Genomic DNA, 17409 nt, shown 5'->3' on the forward strand with positions numbered 1-17409 from the left:
GCATATGAAGAAAATTTCCTGGATTCAACCGTTATTGATTATTTCCATTCTGCTGCTGGTCTGTGCACCGGCTTTTTCCGGAAGCCTTGATCCGTTTCAAGGCGAGAAGGGCGTGCTGAAAATATCCGGAGGGACCGCGCATATTCCTGTCATGAAAGATGCTGCCAAAAAAATCATGGTCATGAATCCTGAGATCCAGATCAGCATTGCCGGTGGGGGCTCGGGTGTTGGCATCAAGCAGGTGGGGGAAGGCCTGGTGGCTATCGGTAACAGCGGACGCAAACCGACTGACGAAGAAATTAGCCGCTATAAGCTCGTTTTGCACAAATGGGCCATTGACGGTGTCGGACCGGTAGTCAATCCCAAAAATCCGGTGAAGGCGCTGAGCAAAAGCCAGATGAAGGATATTTTTGCCGGCAAGATCGAAAACTGGAAAATGCTGGGCGGGGAAGACAGAAAAATAAATATTTACACCCGCGATGAAGCCAGCGGGACCCGGGAGGTCTTCTGGAAAAAGGGCCTGGACGAGGGAGAGATCATTCCCGGAGCCCATGTCGTGGTATCCAACGGCGCGATGAAATCGGCGATTGCTCAGGACCCCTACGGTATTGGTTACGTATCTGTCGGTCACATCGATGCGACCGTGGCTCCCGTTGCTCTGGACGGGGTTGTGCCGACCATCGAAACGGTTCAGGAAGGGACTTATACCATCGCCCGCGGTCTTTACAGCAACACCAGGGGGGAGCCATCGGGACTGACAAAAAAATTCCTCGATTTTCTTTTTACGCCGGAGGGCAAGAAGATTATTGAAGAAAAAGGATTCATTCCGGTCCGATGAAAAAGATTGGAGAACGGGTTGCGGAGAGGGCATTTTTCCTCTCCGCACTGGCAAGCTCTTTGATCACCGTTGCCATTCTGGTGTTCATGGTATTCATGGGCTTGCCTCTGATGAGAGAGGGCGGGTTTTACCAACTCCTGGTGAAACCGTGGGCACCGTATCAGGGAGCCTTCGGTATCTATCCGATGATCGTGGGTACGGCGTGCATTTCACTGCTGGGCTTGGCCGTCGCTTTTCCCCTCAGCCTCGGTTGCTCCTTTCTGATTACAACCATTGCTCCGAAACCTGTCAGCCGGGTTTTTCGTCGACTCATCGAGTTGATGACGGGGATCCCAACGGTTATCTATGGTTTCGTGGGTATCTTTCTGCTTGTTCCATTTGTCCGGGAACTTTTTCAGGACGGATCAGGGATGTGCGTGCTTACCGCGGCCCTGGTGCTCGGCATCATGATCACACCCACCATGACTCTTTTCTTTTGTGACAGTTTCGCCAGAATTCCCCGATCCTATCTGGATGCCGCCGATGCGCTGGGCGCGAGTCCTGTGCAAAAACTGCTTTATGTTATTCTTCCCTCAGCGAGAAAGGGGCTGCTTAATGGCGTTATTCTGGCTTTGGGCCGGGCTGTGGGCGACACGCTCGTGGCACTGATGCTGGCTGGCAACTCGGTCCAGGTTCCCGAATCGGTTCTGGAACCGGCCCGAACCCTTACGGCACATATCGCTCTGGTGATCGCCGCGGATTACGAGAGCCCCGAGTTCCGGTCGATTTTTTCCTGCGGGGTTGTTCTCTATCTGTTCACCTTGGTGGTAACGTTTCTGGCTCGATATCTCAGTTTTGCGGAGAACAAAAAAGCTTGAAACCCCGGACTCTCGAAATTTTTTCCATTGTTTTTGCGTGGATAGCCGGCCTGATCCTGGTGTCTGCCGTTTTGGTGCTACTCGGATACTTGTTTATCAAAGGATACACCTGCCTCAATCTGTCTTTGATTTTCGGCGATACCCCTCCGTTGCGGGCGCTGTTATTCAGGGCCCGGGTTTTTGACGGGCTCTTTCCGGCCATTGCCGGCACACTTGTTCTTGTCATTCTGTCCATTGTACTGGCCATCCCGATAGGTATCTCCACGGGCATCTACCTTGCGGAGTATGCCGGTTCACGGATAAAAAGAGCACTGGATGCTTTTTTTGATGTTCTGTCCGGTATCCCTTCCATCGTCATCGGACTTTTCGGTTTTTCCTTTGCCGTATTTCTGCACAAACAGTATTCCAACCGGATCGGTCCGTGCCTGCTCATATCGAGCATTGCACTGTCGTTGCTCGTTTTGCCCTATATTATCCGTACGACCCAGGCGGCTCTCGAGGGTATTCCTTCGAATATTCGCATGACGGCCCTCGCCTTGGGGGCCACGCGGTTGCAGAATGTTTTTCTGGTACTGATCCCCCGGTCCCTCTCCGGCATCATGAGCGGAATCATTCTTGCCATTGGCCGTTGTGCCGAAGATACGGCGGTTATTATGCTGACCGGGGCTGTTGCCTCTGCCGGGGTGCCGCGTTCTGTTTTTGCCCAATTCGAAGCGCTGCCCTTTTATATCTATTACATTTCATCCCAGTATTCCGATCCCGAGGAACTGATGCGGGGGTATGGGGCATCCATTATCCTCCTGCTTTTGTGTGCCCTCCTTTTCGCAGTAGCCTATGGTATCAGGAAGGGATTGTCGCACTTCGTATTTTACCGGCCATGAGCCAGAGCCAAACCATGACTGAAGCGATCAAAATCCGCGTCGAAAATCTATTTTTTTCCTACCGGAACCGGCTGATACTGAAAGATGTCAACGTGAATTTTGCCGAGAATGCGATTACGGCTCTTACCGGGCCTTCCGGTGTCGGCAAATCCACATTTCTCATGACTCTCAATCGTCTGTGGGAAAACGTGTCGGATGCGGATATGAGCGGGGCGGTGGAGATTAAGCTGCAAGGCAGATTTCGTGACGTCTATGCTCCCGCCATGCCGGTGACGGAGTTGAGGAAAATGGTGGCCATGGTTTTCCAGGCCCCCAATCCTCTGCCCATGAGCATTCACAAAAATATCGCCTTTCCTCTGAAACTGGCCGGCGAAAGAAACCGGAAGCTGATCGAGCACAAGGTGGAACACGCATTGCGGATGGCGAATTTGTGGGACGAGGTCAAGGATCGGCTGAATGATGATGCTCGCAGCCTTTCAGGGGGACAACAGCAGCGACTGTGCATTGCGCGTGCGCTGACCCTGGAACCGGAAGTGTTACTCCTGGACGAGCCTACCTCATCCCTGGATCAGGCGTCGATGGCAGCGATTGAAGAGCTTCTTGTGGGGCTGAAGGATCGCCTGACCATTCTGCTGGTTTCCCATTATCTGGAGCAAGTAAGCCGTATTTCCGATCATATCGTCACGTTTGATGACAGTACCGTTGTTTCCTGAATAAGCAGAACTTTTCCGCAATTGCCCGAAATACCGGATACAAGTCCAGCCGGGCCTGGCTTTGTCATATCTTTCAAGCAAAGGGGTGTTTCATGCTGTCCCTCCATATTCCCGACAAAGAAAGCCTCACAATTGAACATGTCATTCTCGATTTCAACGGCACGCTTGCTGTCGATGGCAAGCTGATTCCCGGGGTCGCCTCACGACTCGAAGAGTTGAGTCCATTGGTTTCCCTGCATGTCATTACCGCCGATACCAACGCGAGTGCCCGCTCGGAACTGGCGAAGATTTCCTGTACGTTGAAAATTATCGGTAAAAACCGGCAGGATCAGGCCAAACTGGAATATGCCGAGAATCTGGGTCTGAAAAGTGTACTGGCGATTGGAAATGGGAGGAATGATGGCATGTTGCTGCAACATGCGGCCTTGGGAGTCTGTGTTGTTCAGAAAGAAGGAGCCGCTATCGCTGCGATGCAAGCTGCGGATATTGTCTGTAACGATATCAACGATGCTCTGGACCTGCTGCTACAGCCACATCGGTTAACTGCAACGATGAGGAACTGACCGGCCTGTTGGGAGAATCTCTGTGGCGAACTGGGAACGGCCTGCGGCAACCAGGAATATGCAGCGGGCAGTTTGATACCTTCGCAATAACAAATATAGTTTTAACGACAGCGGTGGATTGAACCGGTTTCCATGGAACGTGCAAAGGGGGAAAACATGCCCTGGGCGAATTGCAACCTGGAAATCGATGCCGATGCGGCCATTCGGCAATTGGAGGCGTATATTCGCCAGACAGCCGGAGAGCACGATGCCCAGGGACTCCTGACAGGGCTCAGCGGAGGCATCGACTCCGCCGTTCTGGCCTGTCTGGCGGTGCGCGCCCTGGGACCGGACAAGGTTCACGTTGCCTACCTGTTTGATCGGCACAGCGAAAAAGACAGTCGCGCCAAGGCTGAACTGGTGGCCAACTGGCTGGGCCTGAAGCTGGAAATCGAAGATATCAGCCGCGAAATGGCGAAGCGGGGAGTTTACGCCTCCCCGATCATGAGCGGCAAAGGGCAGCCCCAATGGTTCAACCGGCTGGTTCAAAACCTCTACCAGCGCCTGTTCGGAGAAACCCCTTTCATGTCCTCCTTGCGACTCGGCAGTCAGGAGACATCGTTTTCCGCCTGCAAGAGGCGCATCTACGACCTCGCCATCCGGCCCATCGTCAACGGCTTTGACATACGCCACATCTACCGCCGGACCCGACTGGAACAAGTGGCCGTAGAAAACGCCTGGCTGCTGCTCGGTGGCGCCAACCGCTCTGAAATCCTTGTCGGCTGGTTCGTCAAAGGCGGCATCGACGACCTGCCCCTGCAACCCCTTTCAGGCCTTTATAAAACCCAGGTGCGTCAGTTGGCGGCGGCGCTGGGCGTGCCTGAAAGAATTCGAGAATGCGCGCCCAGCCCGGACATGCGCAACGGGATAACCGACGAATTCGGCATGGGCATCAGCTATCGGACTCTCGATATTATCCTGGACCTGCTGGCCCGGGATCTGCCCGACCCGACCATTCAGGCCAGCGGCGTCTCACCCCGGGATCTGGCCCTGGTTCGCACGCTGCGCCGCCTCTCCGCCTGGAAGCGCGCCACCACCCCGGCCACGCCCCCGGTCGACGGCGGCCCCGCCAGCGCATTGCGGGTGACATCCCGACAGAAGTCCTGCCTCCGCACGGAATAAAACCGGAAAAACATCGGCCAGAGATACGCGACTCGTTTCGGGGGCAAAATTTGGTCTGGGACCGGGACCGCTTCCGTTTTCATCTCCCGCTTGGGGGTTCACAAAGGGCGGCAGACATATATCGGGTAATAATCGTACCAGTATTTTCCCCGGCAATGCCGTCGCTCAAAGGTGAAACCGGCCTTATTCAACAATGCTTCCCAGGCATTTCTCGTAGGGATGGTGTTCAACCCGCCAAACAGATAGCGCCGGATTATCTGATATTCGGATAATGAAAGCATGCCGGATTCATGATCCCTGTCGACCGCCGAAAACACTTTCGCGTTATCCAGGACAAAGCCGGCTCTGTCGTAGGCAATATCAACATATCCCTGCAGGCGCATGCTCAAACCAAACCCGGCTTCGTCTATCAGGTGCCGGCGGAACTTTTCGAGGAGATCCCGACGGTGCTCCGGTTTGTCCAAAACCGCTTCGGGCATCAGACAATGTCGCGTAACAAAACAGCCTTTGCGGGACAAAGCCGCTCTTATCGCGCAAAGCAGATTTGAATACTTGTCAACTGGAACGATATTGCCAAAAACACCATCCCCGAGAATGAAATCCGGAGCTTCCGGTAAAATGCTCTCCAGGGCGCTCCAATCGCCGTGCACCACCTGCTCCTTGTGCCGCAGCGCCGGCGCCAGCCAATCCTTGTAGGTGGCAATGGCCGCCTCGCTATGATCGATGGATATCAATTGACTGCAGTGTTGTGCCGCCATATTCCGCAACTCGGGCGTCATCCCCAGAACCACGCCGATCGAGCTGTTTTCGGGCAGACAGCCGGCATACACGCCGACCTCGCAGGGGTCGGGAGAACCTGCGGCGTAGCGTTTTTTGTCTGTCTGGCTCATGATTCTGGAATAGACGACATCGGAATTCCATTCAATATTTGCCATACGTGACCTCACAGATATTTTTCAATGCCGTGCGACAAGGGGCGGATAACCCTGTCGGCCCATTCAAGACCAGACTGCCGGCTCAGTGTCGCGGTTTTATTGGCATCGTAAAGAACGACCCTGCCCTCCGAGACGGCATAATCCAACCGGCCAAAATCGATTTTCAGCTTTTTTCGCAAAACCCTGAGCGCCTCGGGAGCCGGTTCATCCAACAACTCCCTGCTGCAGATATTACTCCCCTTGATAACCGGTTTTTCCGAGGTAACCACCATGTTTACTTCCTGATCGCCAAAAAGGAAACAGGCCCGCATGCGATACAGACCATTACCGTCGTACTCGGGCAGGAACTTTTCCACCACCAGATGCCTGTTGCGCCACACCCCTGCCGGAACGTCTGATTTGTCGCGAAAAACAGGATAACTTTCCGGACTTATCGCCCGGATAGCGTGCCAATTCAACGTTTCCAAATTGGATGTTTCATTCAGCACCCTGCGGCTATCCCCTTTGGAACTTTTAGCGATATCAGGCATGCCGCCAAAATTGCCATTGGTCTTGACGATAACGGGTCCAGCATAATGATCCTCAATCTTCAACAGGTGCTGGCTTACTATCGCTTTGGAATTATCAGGGAAGTTTCCGTTTAGAACCACCGGGTATTTTTTGGATATCAAGCGATAAACAAGCGGCACTCTGGTGAGATCAACATGCAGAAGAGCGACATCGGCATCAGGAAAGGGCCACTTCGTGCTTATCACCACCCGGTGGCCCCGGTCCTGCCACAAGGGTATCAAATAGCTGATCAGATAGGAGGAGTTGAAGACCGATTTCGGCTTGTCCGTAACAATGGCAATGGTCTTTTTATGCATTTTCAGTCACCCGATATCCCAAACCATTATTTACTGCGCCATACCGAAACGGGGCACTCCCTGACAGGGAAAGTGTTCCGTGACTCCCGGTATGTTTTTTTCCAACCCCGGCTACGGGGACCTCAAAACTCTCTCGGAAATTGTATACTATCAGGGAGCAGAAGGCTATGTACCCTTGCGACCTGGCCGGGTCACATAACCTTACAAACCAGAAAAGAGAATAGCAAAGTCTCCAACGGCGGCAATATACCCCCGGACCTTTTGGACTGAGCCAGAAGGGCAACCATCAAAGCAAAGGATCGGACACATGCAGATCACCGACATCCTCGCCAAAATGGGCGGACTCCAATCTATCGCGCGAGAACTGGACATCGACGAAACCCAGGCTGCAAGCGGTGCCGAAGCTCTCATCCCGGCTATCCTCGGCGGGTTCAAGAAGCAGGCACAATCGCAGCCCACGGGTCTTGAAGGCCTCGGCGGCCTGCTCGGCCAACTAGGCGGTGGCGGCCTTTTCGACCAGGTGCTGGCAGCGCAGCCGACGGACGTAAGCCGCGGCAACAACATCCTTGGAACAATCTTCGGGTCCAAAGACGTCAGCCGTGCTGTCGCACAGAACGCAGCATCACAATCGGGCCTCGACCAGACACTGCTGAAAAAGATGCTGCCGATGCTGGCGATGCTGGTTACGGGCTACATGGCGAAGCAGGGTAGTACCGCCACCACAGCATCACAGCGCTCCCCGAAAGGGCTCGCCAGCCTGCTGAAGGGCCTGCTTGGCGGTCGCGGCGCCACAACGTCAAACTTTGCCGCAATGCTCGACCTGAACGGCGACGGCAATCCGCTGGACGACATCATCCGGATGGCCGGAAAGACAATGCGCCAGCCGTAGTCCCGGGCACAAGGCTCCGTAGTCACTCCCCGCCCCAGGAGAACGGGTCCATGGGCGGGGATTCCGGGATTCCCCTCCAGGGCTTTGCAGTGACCTGCAAAGTTGCTGATGAGAATTGGCGTGTTATAGTAAAAGAACAATTTTTTTCACATCATCGGAAGATAGCCACGGTGCGGGGGCCGGTCGCTGCTGTATAAGCAAGGGACCATAGGTCCCTTGCAGGGTTGTCGATTTTCCGGAGTTGGAAGAAGACGCGGTTTTGAATGCAAACAAACCAGCCATACAAGGAGGAGCCAATGCCGAAGCTGCTGGAAATCTACAAATGCGATGCCTGTGGGAATATTGTTGAAGTCGTGCATGAAGGAGCTGGCGAATTGATCTGTTGCGGTGCGGCCATGAAGCTGATGGTTGAGAATACTGTCGATGCGGCCAAGGAAAAACATGTACCTGTCATCGAAAAAACCATGTCAGGGTTCAAGGTCAAAGTCGGCAGCATGGCGCATCCGATGGAGGAAAAACACTACATCGAGTGGGTCGAACTGGTTGTCGACGGCAAGGTTTGTCGCCAGCGCCTGCAACCCGGTGAAGAGCCGGTAGTCAAGTTCCGCATCAGCGGCACCCCGGGCAAGGCAAAAGCCCTTGTTTGCGAAGCCGGTGAAAATCCCGACGCGGAGTTCTGTACACCGGACAGTGAGGTTGTTGCCCGTGCCTACTGCAATATTCATGGCCTCTGGACGGCAACCTTCTGATCGATTTGCGAGGCCAGGGTGAAACCCAAGGCCCATGGATCGCATCCAAACAGGTTTTTCAAGGGTAAAAGCCAAATGGATACCGGGCTGTTCCCTGCAAAATGGGCAGCCCGGTTTTTTAGACGAACGTCCCGGCTCTGTCCTTGCCCCGGGGAATCTCCCGCATTTCGCCTGGCGAAGTTTTCACTAGCGGCTACCGCATCAGGAAAGCAGCATCTCGACAACCCACTTTGCCACCAGGCCGCTGACCCGGGCGCACCGGTTCCCGCGCTCATTGGCGAACATCAGGTACTCGCTGGCGTTCCAGAAGTTCCAGGTGCGTCCGCTGAATCGCTGTTGCAGATACTCGCACGAGATGCCGCCAAACTCGGACTCGAAGCGATAGACAAGTTCACGTCCCGCATGGAAATTTTCCAGACCCGGGCCGGAGCTGAATGCATCGGGATCCCGTCCATACCTCGCGCCCAGGGCAAGGATTCCGCCTGTCAGAGCGCCGCATAAACCGGTACCGACAAGAGCGCCGCCACCTGACAAGCCATGACTGGCCTTGATCAGCATATCTGTCACCTCGTCCCCGATCACCGTTTTTACGGCACTCAAAACACATTGGGGGCAACAGCCATATTTTGAATCCAGCTCATATGCGATCTCATAGGCCTGCTCCGCAAGTTCGCAGCATTTTTCTTCATTCATGGCACATCCTTCCTTTCACAAAAATGCCTGTATCAGGCAAGAATTCCGGGAACATCCATGATAGGTAAATTCAAGGAAAAATGGAGATTTTCAAATATTGGTTCGATAACCGGCCGCGTCAATCCGCAGACTTGTGTGTGACCCGGGCCGCCCCGCCCCCGGCCTCGCCTTTCGGGCAACCGGAGGCTGTCCGCTTCCCTATCCTGCGCGTGACGCGGCGAACCGATGTGCGCCTACGCGCAATCCCTGATTGCTTGGCCACAACGAAAAATAGATCGTTCCCCACATGAAAACGACGCTGTGTTCATCCAAAGTTTCCGGATGGAGACTAAATTGTTTCAACAGCAAGACTCGATGCGAATGCTTTGGCAACAAGCGGCATAACGGCCAAAGATGGCAGTCCAAGCTCACTGACTACTTTCTGGCATAACTCCATGATATTTTGCTGTGGTGAATCATTGCTGTTGTTGAGAACGGCAGCGTGGATGCGTTTGAGATATAAAATACTCTCATCCATTCTCTTGCGTATGTTTTCTTGACCTTGCATTGGAGACTCCCAGGATGAGAACAAATATTCCAGATTGTCTATTTTTTGCAATGCTCTGATGGAGGCAATGGAATTTGCAATGTTCTCGTAGATTGGCAAGTCACCAGGGAAAATCAAGGCATCGCCTGAGAATAAAGACTTTTCCTCTTCAATCAGCAGTGAAACAGAACCTCTTGAATGGCCGGGGGTGTGAGCTATGGTGCAAAACAGGCTATTTCCCAATTCTAATATTTCGCCATCAGAAATAAATCTGTCAATTTCTACAGAACCTTCCACAAGACTTTGAAATCCGGGGACCGGCCTGTCTTTAAATTGTTGTTCGGTATCTTCAATCCAATCCTGTTCGATTTTATGGGCAAAAACCGTACAACCAGTCAGCTTTTTTATACTTTTGGCTGCACCAATGTGATCGGGGTGGGAATGGGTAAGAATTAAAGAAGCAATGTCCTCCGGTTCTTTTCCGTGCTCTTTTATGTACGCCAGAATTGCCTTTGCGGCACCAGCCACACCGCTATCGATTAAATGTATTTTGTCGCCAAAAACAAGATAAACATACGCGAACCTATCGAGCGAAACTTTCTGAGAAACAGGCACCTTAAAAGGTATTTTTAGCGCATGTATACGTTCTGTAATCTGCATTTTTATATACCTCGCTATTTCAAAAACCAGAGCATTTTAGCTTAATATTGGCAAGACTCTGATAAATTTGAATCAACTTTCTGTTTGATTTTTCTACCATTTTTCAGTTTGTAAACAGCGACACCGTCAATTGGCTCTAAAACGACTTCATATTTTGCGTTCTCCTCCGGAACAAATACGGACGATGTATAAAAATGCTTGTAGCAGTCCCTCTCGCATGTTTGAAACTTTGTCCGGTAACTGTTAATCAAAGGCACACCCGCCTTGACCTTAAAGGTGGCCGTAGCATCGTCGCTTTTTTTCAGGTCAAGACGGCCCATGACAACCGGATTGCCTGAACATTCCACGGACTTGTAAAGATAAATTACCGTTGGAAATGTGCGGCGGCATTCGGTTGAGATCAACTTCCCGGTGAACTTATCCTTTTCTCCCCGGGGAACAATTGTCCCGGTTTCTTCTGAAATATAATGATTGACATCATGCCTGATATAGGTGACAGAAGCCACGCTTCCGTTCGGGTCAACCGAGTAAAGGGGTTTTGCACAACCTGGCAACAAAGCTACAAGCATAAACAACATGATGATTTTTCCCATAATCAACATTCCCTTTGCGAAATGGCGTAATTTTTATCAGATAAATTCCCCGGCAGATTCTTTTCAAAAAAACCTGGACCGTCAAATGTTCATCACATAACGATTTTCTCACCGGCACAATGAAACGGGCCCGCCTCGTGGAAACCTGAACGGAAAACGCCCCTGTGTCACCAGTCCGGTTGACCTGGTGTCTGGCCGTCATTTATCGGCGAATGAGAGTTCGGCCGCCATGCCAGCAAAGGTTGCTGCGAAACTGCGGCGAAGCCAGATCTGGACTCGTGGCGAATCGATGACCGCTTTCCGGAACGCATGCGCAAGAAAGCCATAGACAACAAATACGACAAACGTCATGGCCATAAAAACGGCGCTAAGCAGGATAAGCTGGAAGACTGGCGCAGCAGCCCCTGGTTGAACAAACTGCGGAAGAAAAGCCAGGAAGAAGATGGTTAGCTTCGGGTTGAGAATATTTATCAGGAACGCCTTCAAAACAAGATCCGTGGCCTTGCCTGCAGAAGAGCCTGCTTCAACGGCAAGAGCCGACTGGTCCCGCCAGGTGGCAAGGGCAATGTAGCACAGGTATGCAACACCAGCGTACTTCAGGGTTTGAAAAGCGAGGGCGCTGGTGTGCATGAGAGCCGCCAGTCCCAGCACTGTCGCCAGGAGATGGGGCAAAATGCCCAAAGTGCAACCCAGTGCCGCAAACACGCTGGCCCTTCGGCCATGGCTGAGACCGGTAGATATGGTGAAAACGACTCCCGTACCGGGTATGAGGACCACGACAAATGAAGTGATGAGAAATTCAAGGTTCAACATTCAAAGAGCCTCCTGCCTACGGTCAATAGGGGGCACGGTAGCTGGGGGCAAACCAGGCCAACCTGTTGAAATTAAGAATGAATCAAGCTGGCTTTATCAATCATTCAAATAAAAGGTTATTGTTGTAACAACACGAACATCTTTTTCAATTTTTGCGGAATCGCCATATTGTTCTCCGGCATCAACTACAATGAAATTTCCTTGTCGTGCACTTCGGATTCCACCAACAGTCACATTGGCATTCTTAGCAAACTCGTTGGCAGCGATGCGTGCGTTTTTGGTAGCTTCGCTAAGCATATTCGGTTTTATTTCATTCAACTTGGTGAAATGATATAAAGGTGGTCTGTTTTCAATATCAAGACCTTTAGCAATCAGTTTATTTACGTTACTTCGAACTTTACTGACGAGTTCGACTTTATTTGATTCAACACTAATGGTCCCTGTTAATCTATGTGCTTCATCAACCAATTTCTGGTTTTCATCTCGATATTCAAAAAACTCGTAACTCAGAACTCCTAGCTGAATTTCATCTTCGGTAAAACCATTCTCTTTAAGTAAATCTTTAATGGTCTCCTTGTGCTTTTCGGCTTGTTCGTATAATCTCGGTATCTGTTCTTTATTATTGCCGGACACTTTATAAGCGATTGTCCAATTAACCCGATCTGCTGTAACCCTCCTTTCAGCTAAACCTTTAACCTCTGCTGTGTTGAGGGCAACTTTGGAATTGTACAAAGTTTGTCCTATAAAGTAGCCGGAGACAGCTAAGCCAATAGCTACAAACAGCCCCAGAAAAAACAAGCCAACCTGATTTTCTTTAATCATGGTTTTCTCCCAACAATTAGCGTTAGAGGGGGAGTGAGTTCAGAAACACAACTGCAAAAACATGTCCTTTATTCGTAATTACAAGGATTTATACATTTACTCCGGCACCCACCCAGAGTCAGCCGTCTGGTCGAGCGGATGGTTCGTCGCGCGTTTTGTTTGAAAGATTTTCACTAACTCTTATCCATCCGGAATCTCCGGATGGATACATCGTGGTTTTCATATGGGAAACGAGCAATTTTTCGTTGTGGCAAGGAAATCAAGGGGCTGCGCGGAGGCGTACATCGGTACGCCGCACAAGCAAGCCTGCGGATTGACGCCGCCATGGCGGAAAAGGGCCGTTTCCGGATGAAAACTAACTCAGATGGAGATTCAAAAATGTAGTCAGAATTTGCCGCTTCGATCTCACGCCGGGTTCCATAACCATAGGTAACGAGTGCCGTCATTATGCCGTTGCTTTTTCCTCCAATCACATCATGTACCCGGTCGCCCACAATGAGTGTCAAGCTGGGAGCAAGATTCCATGTCCTGATAATATGTGCCACAAGATCGGTCTTTTCGCATAAGCGGCCATCAATCTCGCTGCCGTGGATCCCATCAAAAAACTGCGTCAGGTCGAAATGGTCGAGAACTCGAGTGGCAAAAATCGTCGGTTTGGAAGTAGCCAAAAGCAACCGGCGCCCCGATTCCCGGATTTTGCGAAGCGCCGGGACAATTCCTGGATAAACATGGTTTTCGTAAATTCCAATTTCAGTGTATCTCTCCCGGTAATGGTTTAAAGCCAAATCCAACAATTCAGCATCATCGCTTTCGAGCAAGCGGGCGAAGGAATTTCTCAGAGGCGGACCAATGCACCACAATAGAGCATCTGCAGCTGGCGCTTTTCTGCCAAGCCGCGTGAGTGAGAATTGAATACACCGGGTTATCCCTTCTTTAGGGTCAGTCAAAGTACCATCCAGATCAAAAAGCACGTTATGAATCATGGAAGGATTCCTTCAACAACGTTAATTTACCGGTTGCCGGAGTGCGAAGCGTGGTGGCAATCCTCGTAAAAACTCGGAAAAACACGGTATTTACCAGTCCGAAGCAGAGCAAATATCTTTCAAGCCCCCCCCCGCCTGTTTCTAGAAAACAGCATGCACTGCCAAATATAAGCGTATTTTCATGCCCTTTATGAAATTGATGATGCACGTTTGTTGCGTCCTGCATCCCAGCTGGATTAAAACTTGTAGTTGATGCCGCCGCGGATGAACTCTCCACGCGCACCAGCATAGACCGGAAGATCGTTGTCAACCTTATGTCTGCTCTTCCCCAGATCATAATATTGGTACTCAACTTTCAGGGAGAAGTTTTTCCATAAAGCATATTCAGCGCCTGCGCCAACGACATATCCGGCTCTCCATTTGTCTTCGCCGTTTTTCGGGGTGCCGCTCGGGGGAATGGCAGCACCCTCTGTATCGACAGTATCAACATCTACTTTGCCCACAGCAAGACCACCGGTTCCATAAATAAGGAGACGGCCGAATGCAAGACCCAGCCGGCCGCGTAAGGTTGCCAGCGCATCAATGCTCGATTCCGCACGAAAACGCGGGTTGGGACAGGGACCGCTGCCATCAAAATCCGCCCAATCGAAGTCGATTTCAATGCCACCCACTACAGCAGGCATTTTGCCCTGATAGGACAATAACTGCAGGTTTGCCCCGGCGGTACCACCGGCCATCCCCCCGCTCACATGGTGGTCAGCTTTTGTTGTACCTCCGATGTAATCCCAATTGGTCTTTCCCCAACCGTAACCTCCATTGATGCCGACATAAAAACCTGACCAGTTATACGCCGGGATATCCGCGGCCAACGAGGGTACTGCCACAACCATTAATCCAAGCACAACAAATCCGAAAAAAACCTGTTTCATAATCCCTCCTTTTGAAATGCAATGATGATTATTACTCTTGACGGCCGCGGGCCCGACAAGCATCAGGCGACATTCCTCAGCCCCCGTTTAATGATATAGCTCGTTGCAACAGAAGAACTCTTTTCTTGCCACTGGGCGCAGAAATCAACTACCCATTGGGGATTTGATTTGGCTGCGTCATTAAGCCAGTTGCCACAAGAATCTTGAACATACCTTGATGAATCCTCCATAACCTCATTCAACAAAACCTGCCCCATGGCAGGTGATTCCTTTAACTTTTGGATGTGCTTTGACCAAACGCCTCTCGGCCTTGTGGCCTCTATCGCAAATCTACGAATATTCTCGGACTCTGACATGGCCCATGGCAACAACCAAACTAACGCCTGCGTTAGGTCCGCGGCTATTGCGGGACGAAGGGCCAACCAAGCCCATTCCCTTACGCCAAAATGTCGGTCATCGGCAAGCGATCGTACAGCTGATAACTTTTCTCCCAGAGACAGGTAATCACTATTCCCGATAACAAAGGCGGCCCAACCTCTGGCTGTATCCGAGGGGTGCTGTTGCAGAAGTTCGGCTGCGTTATTACCTAAATGCTCAACGAGTACCGTTGCGGCCAGATTCATCCGTTTTTTGAAGCCCAATCCGGCAGCATTGGTCACACGCTGTTGTTCTTCAGGTGTAACACTCGGGACAACATGGCCAAGCAAGATTCCAAAATCGACCGCGAGCGCCTCTGAAAGCGATGCTGATTCCTCTGTTCCAAGATTCAGACGATCAAGTACCGATGGTTCAATGGTATCTCGACTCTTAGCACCTATTCTTGCCATGGTGTAACCTTTTTTCTCCGCCGCTGCTTTTCAGCGCTCGCGGCTTTTTGCGATCCCCTACAAAATAAGCATTTTTAGGCCTTTGGAGCAGGCTCGAAAAAAACACCATTATCATGAGCTTCCGATAGCAGTTTTTGATAGAACTTTTCCAGCATCCCACCGGAGAAATACTTGTTCATGTACGCCAACACTTCACGGTATTCAACATTCAACTTCCGGTATGAAGAATGACGCTCGTTGGTGCATAGATTCTGAATGAGAGGCATTAATTTATCAGCTGACTTGACAATTTTGGACTCAATCGAGTCTTGGCTTATGTACTCATCAAATAAAGATGAGAGGTCTTTTGCTGCTGCTTCAGGCAACATTGAGAATAATTTTTCAGCTGCTTTTTTTTCTTTCTCTTCCTTGTTATTTTTATCACCCCGATACGGGTTGGTGTCACCTGCATAAATTTCTGGCAAATCGTGAATTAATGCCATCTTTAAAAGTTTGGCGATATCGATATTACCAAGTTCGTTTTCAAGAAGAATCAGGAAAATGGCCAAGTGCCAGGAATGTTCTGCATCACTTTCAGCCCTACCGTCACTGGTTGTCTGGCATACTCTTTCACAGGTCTTAAATTTCTCGATTTCCTTTAGAAAATTGATTGTGGCTTCTATTTCCATTACATATCTCTTTATTTATTTGCATACCCGGCGGCGACGAGACGGTACGGCCTGGTAGAAATCAAGACAGGAACCACCCCTGTCTCACCCGTCCGAGTACGGCGATTTGTTAAGGACGCCCCTCATGTACAGTAGCGCGTACCTGTACAGAAACGGAGGTGACATTATGGACGCTATTTCCTATACCAAAGTTCGCAGCAACTTGGCGAAGACCATGGAAAAAGTCTGTGAGGACCACTCCCCTATCATTATCACCCGCCGCAATGAAAACTCGGTTGTGATGATATCCCTTGAAGACTATCAGGCCCTTGAAGAAACAGCTTATCTGCTGCGGAGCCCTAAAAACGCCCGGCGCCTCCTGGAATCGATTGCCGAACCTGAATCCGGCGGAGGGGTAGCGCGGGAATTGAGCGAATGAAGCTGGCATTTTCCGAAAACGCCTCAACTCTCTAATTCGGGATATTCAACGTTCCCCATACGAAGAGCCATGCAAACCCGAACCTCTCAAACACGGCCTATCTGGCTATTGGTCACGCCGCATTACCGATGAGCACCGCATTGTCTATAAAGTCGGTAACGATGCTATTTTCATCGCTCTGGCAAAATACCACTACTGATCCTCGTGCCCCCCCCTTAACGTTAAAATAAGCGGCGACGACGTGATGATACGGCCTAGTAGAGCCATTTTCGAGAAGCGCCAATGTTACAATCGTCCGCCTTCATTTTGTGGTTAAGCTTCCACCATTATAGGTCAAATATTCATTTATTGTTTTGTAAAATCTAGGGTGCTTTTTATGAAGCAACTCTTTCAATGACTTTAAGTCTTCACTTTGAAGAAGTTGATCAAATTCATACGCGGTTAAATCTAATTGACGGCAGTATTTATCTATTATTGTCTGGGGAGCGACTCTGTGGAGATTGGCTAAATAATTAGTAGCATTTGATCGGGACATTTTTGCAAACCTTACAAGGTAGGCAACTTGTAACGTATGTTCTAATGCCTTTGGCACCCCGCCTGGCAAAACGGGAAGAGAAACCCCTGATTTTCTGGTGAAAGCCGCAGACACGTCATTATTCGTGTTCTTGCCATTGCTTAGAAGTATTCTTCGTAAAACATCATTCGGGGAATCAACGAAAGGGGTTGCCTGCTTTTGAAGAAAGTTGAAAATTTCTTCATCGATTTCGATAGTTATCTTTCGCATATTGTCCTCCCTCAGGGTCTCGTATTTCTTGGTTATGCGAAAGTATACTTAAGTTTTTTAGTATTTCAAGTCAAAATTGAAAAACAATGCTAACATATTGTATTATTGACGTTTTTAACCCTAAAGCCAATTACACTCTAGAAGCTTTTTCTTGGGCAGAAGCGCTTTTTAGAGATGCTGGTAAAATGCGCTGACAACCCCAGCTAGTGTCTATCCGGAAAGTCATAAGCTGTTGTAATTA

Annotated in this window: 21 protein-coding genes and 1 pseudogene; 10 read left to right on the forward strand and 12 right to left on the reverse strand. The window is 50.5% G+C overall.

Features of this window, described 5'->3' with window-relative positions:
* Window positions 1–4: 4 nt before the first annotated feature.
* The 6 genes from A6070_RS12975 (at window position 5) to nadE (ending at window position 5013) form a co-directional block, all read left to right on the forward strand.
* Window positions 5–838: a phosphate ABC transporter substrate-binding protein gene (locus A6070_RS12975; protein ID WP_072286168.1), complete on the forward strand. Its 834-nt coding sequence runs from the start codon at window positions 5–7 to the stop codon at window positions 836–838.
* A complete protein-coding gene (pstC, locus tag A6070_RS12980) occupies window positions 835–1695 on the forward strand; it encodes a phosphate ABC transporter permease subunit PstC (RefSeq protein ID WP_072286169.1) in 861 nt (286 codons plus the stop codon). Before A6070_RS12975 ends, pstC begins: the two co-directional genes overlap by 4 nt.
* On the forward strand, window positions 1692–2576 hold the full coding sequence (gene pstA, locus A6070_RS12985) for a phosphate ABC transporter permease PstA (protein ID WP_072286170.1): 885 nt from the start codon (window positions 1692–1694) through the stop codon (window positions 2574–2576). Before pstC ends, pstA begins: the two co-directional genes overlap by 4 nt.
* 14 nt (window positions 2577–2590) lie before the next feature.
* Window positions 2591–3289: a phosphate ABC transporter ATP-binding protein gene (locus tag A6070_RS12990; protein WP_072288012.1), complete on the forward strand. Its 699-nt coding sequence runs from the start codon at window positions 2591–2593 to the stop codon at window positions 3287–3289.
* Window positions 3290–3381: 92 nt separating this feature from the next.
* Entirely contained in the window at window positions 3382–3852 is a 471-nt protein-coding gene (locus A6070_RS12995; RefSeq protein WP_072286171.1) for an HAD family hydrolase, read from the forward strand.
* A gap of 156 nt (window positions 3853–4008) precedes the next feature.
* Complete coding sequence (nadE, locus tag A6070_RS13000; RefSeq protein WP_072286172.1) at window positions 4009–5013, forward strand: NAD(+) synthase; 1005 nt, start codon at window positions 4009–4011, stop codon at window positions 5011–5013.
* A 98-nt stretch (window positions 5014–5111) separates the two neighbouring features.
* On the opposite strand, the gene A6070_RS13005 is transcribed toward nadE, so the two are convergent.
* Both A6070_RS13005 and A6070_RS13010 read right to left on the reverse strand, forming a co-directional pair.
* Window positions 5112–5948 carry a class I SAM-dependent methyltransferase gene (locus A6070_RS13005; protein ID WP_145926365.1) on the reverse strand — a complete coding sequence of 279 codons (837 nt, stop codon included), beginning with the start codon at window positions 5946–5948 and terminating at the stop codon, window positions 5112–5114.
* Between the two features lie 8 nt (window positions 5949–5956).
* The gene (locus A6070_RS13010; RefSeq protein WP_072286174.1) at window positions 5957–6814 is read right to left on the reverse strand and encodes a hypothetical protein; all 858 of its coding nucleotides are present in this window, start codon (window positions 6812–6814) and stop codon (window positions 5957–5959) included.
* 307 nt (window positions 6815–7121) lie between these two features.
* On the opposite strand from A6070_RS13010, the gene A6070_RS13015 reads away from it, so the two are divergent.
* Both A6070_RS13015 and A6070_RS13020 read left to right on the forward strand, forming a co-directional pair.
* Entirely contained in the window at window positions 7122–7703 is a 582-nt protein-coding gene (locus A6070_RS13015) for a DUF937 domain-containing protein (RefSeq protein WP_072286175.1), read from the forward strand.
* A gap of 296 nt (window positions 7704–7999) precedes the next feature.
* A complete protein-coding gene (locus tag A6070_RS13020) occupies window positions 8000–8452 on the forward strand; it encodes a desulfoferrodoxin (RefSeq protein ID WP_072286176.1) in 453 nt (150 codons plus the stop codon).
* Between the two features lie 201 nt (window positions 8453–8653).
* On the opposite strand, the gene A6070_RS13025 is transcribed toward A6070_RS13020, so the two are convergent.
* The 9 genes from A6070_RS13025 to A6070_RS13065 all read right to left on the reverse strand — a co-directional run bounded on the left by A6070_RS13025 (window position 8654) and on the right by A6070_RS13065 (window position 15966).
* Complete coding sequence (locus A6070_RS13025) at window positions 8654–9145, reverse strand: C-GCAxxG-C-C family protein (RefSeq protein ID WP_072286177.1); 492 nt, start codon at window positions 9143–9145, stop codon at window positions 8654–8656.
* Between the two features lie 328 nt (window positions 9146–9473).
* Entirely contained in the window at window positions 9474–10331 is an 858-nt protein-coding gene (locus A6070_RS13030) for an MBL fold metallo-hydrolase (protein WP_072286178.1), read from the reverse strand.
* A 41-nt stretch (window positions 10332–10372) separates the two neighbouring features.
* A complete protein-coding gene (locus A6070_RS13035; protein ID WP_072286179.1) occupies window positions 10373–10924 on the reverse strand; it encodes a hypothetical protein in 552 nt (183 codons plus the stop codon).
* Window positions 10925–11122: 198 nt separating this feature from the next.
* Window positions 11123–11737: a LysE family translocator gene (locus A6070_RS13040; protein WP_072286180.1), complete on the reverse strand. Its 615-nt coding sequence runs from the start codon at window positions 11735–11737 to the stop codon at window positions 11123–11125.
* Window positions 11738–11833: 96 nt separating this feature from the next.
* Window positions 11834–12559, reverse strand: coding sequence for an SIMPL domain-containing protein (locus A6070_RS13045; RefSeq protein ID WP_072286181.1), 726 nt, complete (start codon window positions 12557–12559; stop codon window positions 11834–11836).
* A gap of 173 nt (window positions 12560–12732) precedes the next feature.
* Window positions 12733–13542, reverse strand: a complete 810-nt coding sequence (locus A6070_RS13050; protein ID WP_072286182.1) for an HAD hydrolase-like protein — start codon at window positions 13540–13542, stop codon at window positions 12733–12735.
* A 236-nt stretch (window positions 13543–13778) separates the two neighbouring features.
* Window positions 13779–14471 carry an outer membrane protein gene (locus A6070_RS13055; protein ID WP_072286183.1) on the reverse strand — a complete coding sequence of 231 codons (693 nt, stop codon included), beginning with the start codon at window positions 14469–14471 and terminating at the stop codon, window positions 13779–13781.
* Between the two features lie 62 nt (window positions 14472–14533).
* Window positions 14534–15298, reverse strand: a complete 765-nt coding sequence (locus tag A6070_RS13060) for a DNA alkylation repair protein (protein ID WP_072286184.1) — start codon at window positions 15296–15298, stop codon at window positions 14534–14536.
* 74 nt (window positions 15299–15372) lie between these two features.
* Window positions 15373–15966: an HD domain-containing protein gene (locus A6070_RS13065; protein ID WP_072286185.1), complete on the reverse strand. Its 594-nt coding sequence runs from the start codon at window positions 15964–15966 to the stop codon at window positions 15373–15375.
* A 166-nt stretch (window positions 15967–16132) separates the two neighbouring features.
* On the opposite strand from A6070_RS13065, the gene A6070_RS13070 reads away from it, so the two are divergent.
* Together A6070_RS13070 and A6070_RS16770 are read left to right on the forward strand one after the other, a co-directional pair.
* Window positions 16133–16384, forward strand: a complete 252-nt coding sequence (locus tag A6070_RS13070; protein WP_072286186.1) for a type II toxin-antitoxin system Phd/YefM family antitoxin — start codon at window positions 16133–16135, stop codon at window positions 16382–16384.
* Between the two features lie 16 nt (window positions 16385–16400).
* A pseudogene (locus A6070_RS16770) lies at window positions 16401–16583 on the forward strand (Txe/YoeB family addiction module toxin); the annotation flags it as partial.
* A gap of 102 nt (window positions 16584–16685) precedes the next feature.
* Here the strand turns inward: A6070_RS16770 and A6070_RS13080 are convergent.
* The gene (locus tag A6070_RS13080; RefSeq protein ID WP_072286187.1) at window positions 16686–17168 is read right to left on the reverse strand and encodes a hypothetical protein; all 483 of its coding nucleotides are present in this window, start codon (window positions 17166–17168) and stop codon (window positions 16686–16688) included.
* Window positions 17169–17409: the final 241 nt, after the last annotated feature.

This window comes from Syntrophotalea acetylenica, assembly GCF_001888165.1.
GTDB lineage: Bacteria > Desulfobacterota > Desulfuromonadia > Desulfuromonadales > Syntrophotaleaceae > Syntrophotalea > Syntrophotalea acetylenica.

What these genes read in the sequence shown, in the direction of transcription:
- A6070_RS12975 (WP_072286168.1), top strand. Translation starts at nt 5, where the DNA reads ATGAAGAAAATTTCCTGGATTCAACCGTTATTGATTATTTCCATTCTG.
- pstC (WP_072286169.1), top strand. Translation starts at nt 835, where the DNA reads ATGAAAAAGATTGGAGAACGGGTTGCGGAGAGGGCATTTTTCCTCTCC.
- A6070_RS12990 (WP_072288012.1), top strand. Translation starts at nt 2,591, where the DNA reads ATGACTGAAGCGATCAAAATCCGCGTCGAAAATCTATTTTTTTCCTAC.
- A6070_RS12995 (WP_072286171.1), top strand. Translation starts at nt 3,382, where the DNA reads ATGCTGTCCCTCCATATTCCCGACAAAGAAAGCCTCACAATTGAACAT.
- nadE (WP_072286172.1), top strand. Translation starts at nt 4,009, where the DNA reads ATGCCCTGGGCGAATTGCAACCTGGAAATCGATGCCGATGCGGCCATT.
- A6070_RS13005 (WP_145926365.1), bottom strand. Translation starts at nt 5,948, where the DNA reads ATGGCAAATATTGAATGGAATTCCGATGTCGTCTATTCCAGAATCATG.
- A6070_RS13010 (WP_072286174.1), bottom strand. Translation starts at nt 6,814, where the DNA reads ATGCATAAAAAGACCATTGCCATTGTTACGGACAAGCCGAAATCGGTC.
- A6070_RS13015 (WP_072286175.1), top strand. Translation starts at nt 7,122, where the DNA reads ATGCAGATCACCGACATCCTCGCCAAAATGGGCGGACTCCAATCTATC.
- A6070_RS13020 (WP_072286176.1), top strand. Translation starts at nt 8,000, where the DNA reads ATGCCGAAGCTGCTGGAAATCTACAAATGCGATGCCTGTGGGAATATT.
- A6070_RS13025 (WP_072286177.1), bottom strand. Translation starts at nt 9,145, where the DNA reads ATGAATGAAGAAAAATGCTGCGAACTTGCGGAGCAGGCCTATGAGATC.
- A6070_RS13030 (WP_072286178.1), bottom strand. Translation starts at nt 10,331, where the DNA reads ATGCAGATTACAGAACGTATACATGCGCTAAAAATACCTTTTAAGGTG.
- A6070_RS13035 (WP_072286179.1), bottom strand. Translation starts at nt 10,924, where the DNA reads ATGGGAAAAATCATCATGTTGTTTATGCTTGTAGCTTTGTTGCCAGGT.
- A6070_RS13040 (WP_072286180.1), bottom strand. Translation starts at nt 11,737, where the DNA reads ATGTTGAACCTTGAATTTCTCATCACTTCATTTGTCGTGGTCCTCATA.
- A6070_RS13045 (WP_072286181.1), bottom strand. Translation starts at nt 12,559, where the DNA reads ATGATTAAAGAAAATCAGGTTGGCTTGTTTTTTCTGGGGCTGTTTGTA.
- A6070_RS13050 (WP_072286182.1), bottom strand. Translation starts at nt 13,542, where the DNA reads ATGATTCATAACGTGCTTTTTGATCTGGATGGTACTTTGACTGACCCT.
- A6070_RS13055 (WP_072286183.1), bottom strand. Translation starts at nt 14,471, where the DNA reads ATGAAACAGGTTTTTTTCGGATTTGTTGTGCTTGGATTAATGGTTGTG.
- A6070_RS13060 (WP_072286184.1), bottom strand. Translation starts at nt 15,298, where the DNA reads ATGGCAAGAATAGGTGCTAAGAGTCGAGATACCATTGAACCATCGGTA.
- A6070_RS13065 (WP_072286185.1), bottom strand. Translation starts at nt 15,966, where the DNA reads ATGGAAATAGAAGCCACAATCAATTTTCTAAAGGAAATCGAGAAATTT.
- A6070_RS13070 (WP_072286186.1), top strand. Translation starts at nt 16,133, where the DNA reads ATGGACGCTATTTCCTATACCAAAGTTCGCAGCAACTTGGCGAAGACC.
- A6070_RS13080 (WP_072286187.1), bottom strand. Translation starts at nt 17,168, where the DNA reads ATGCGAAAGATAACTATCGAAATCGATGAAGAAATTTTCAACTTTCTT.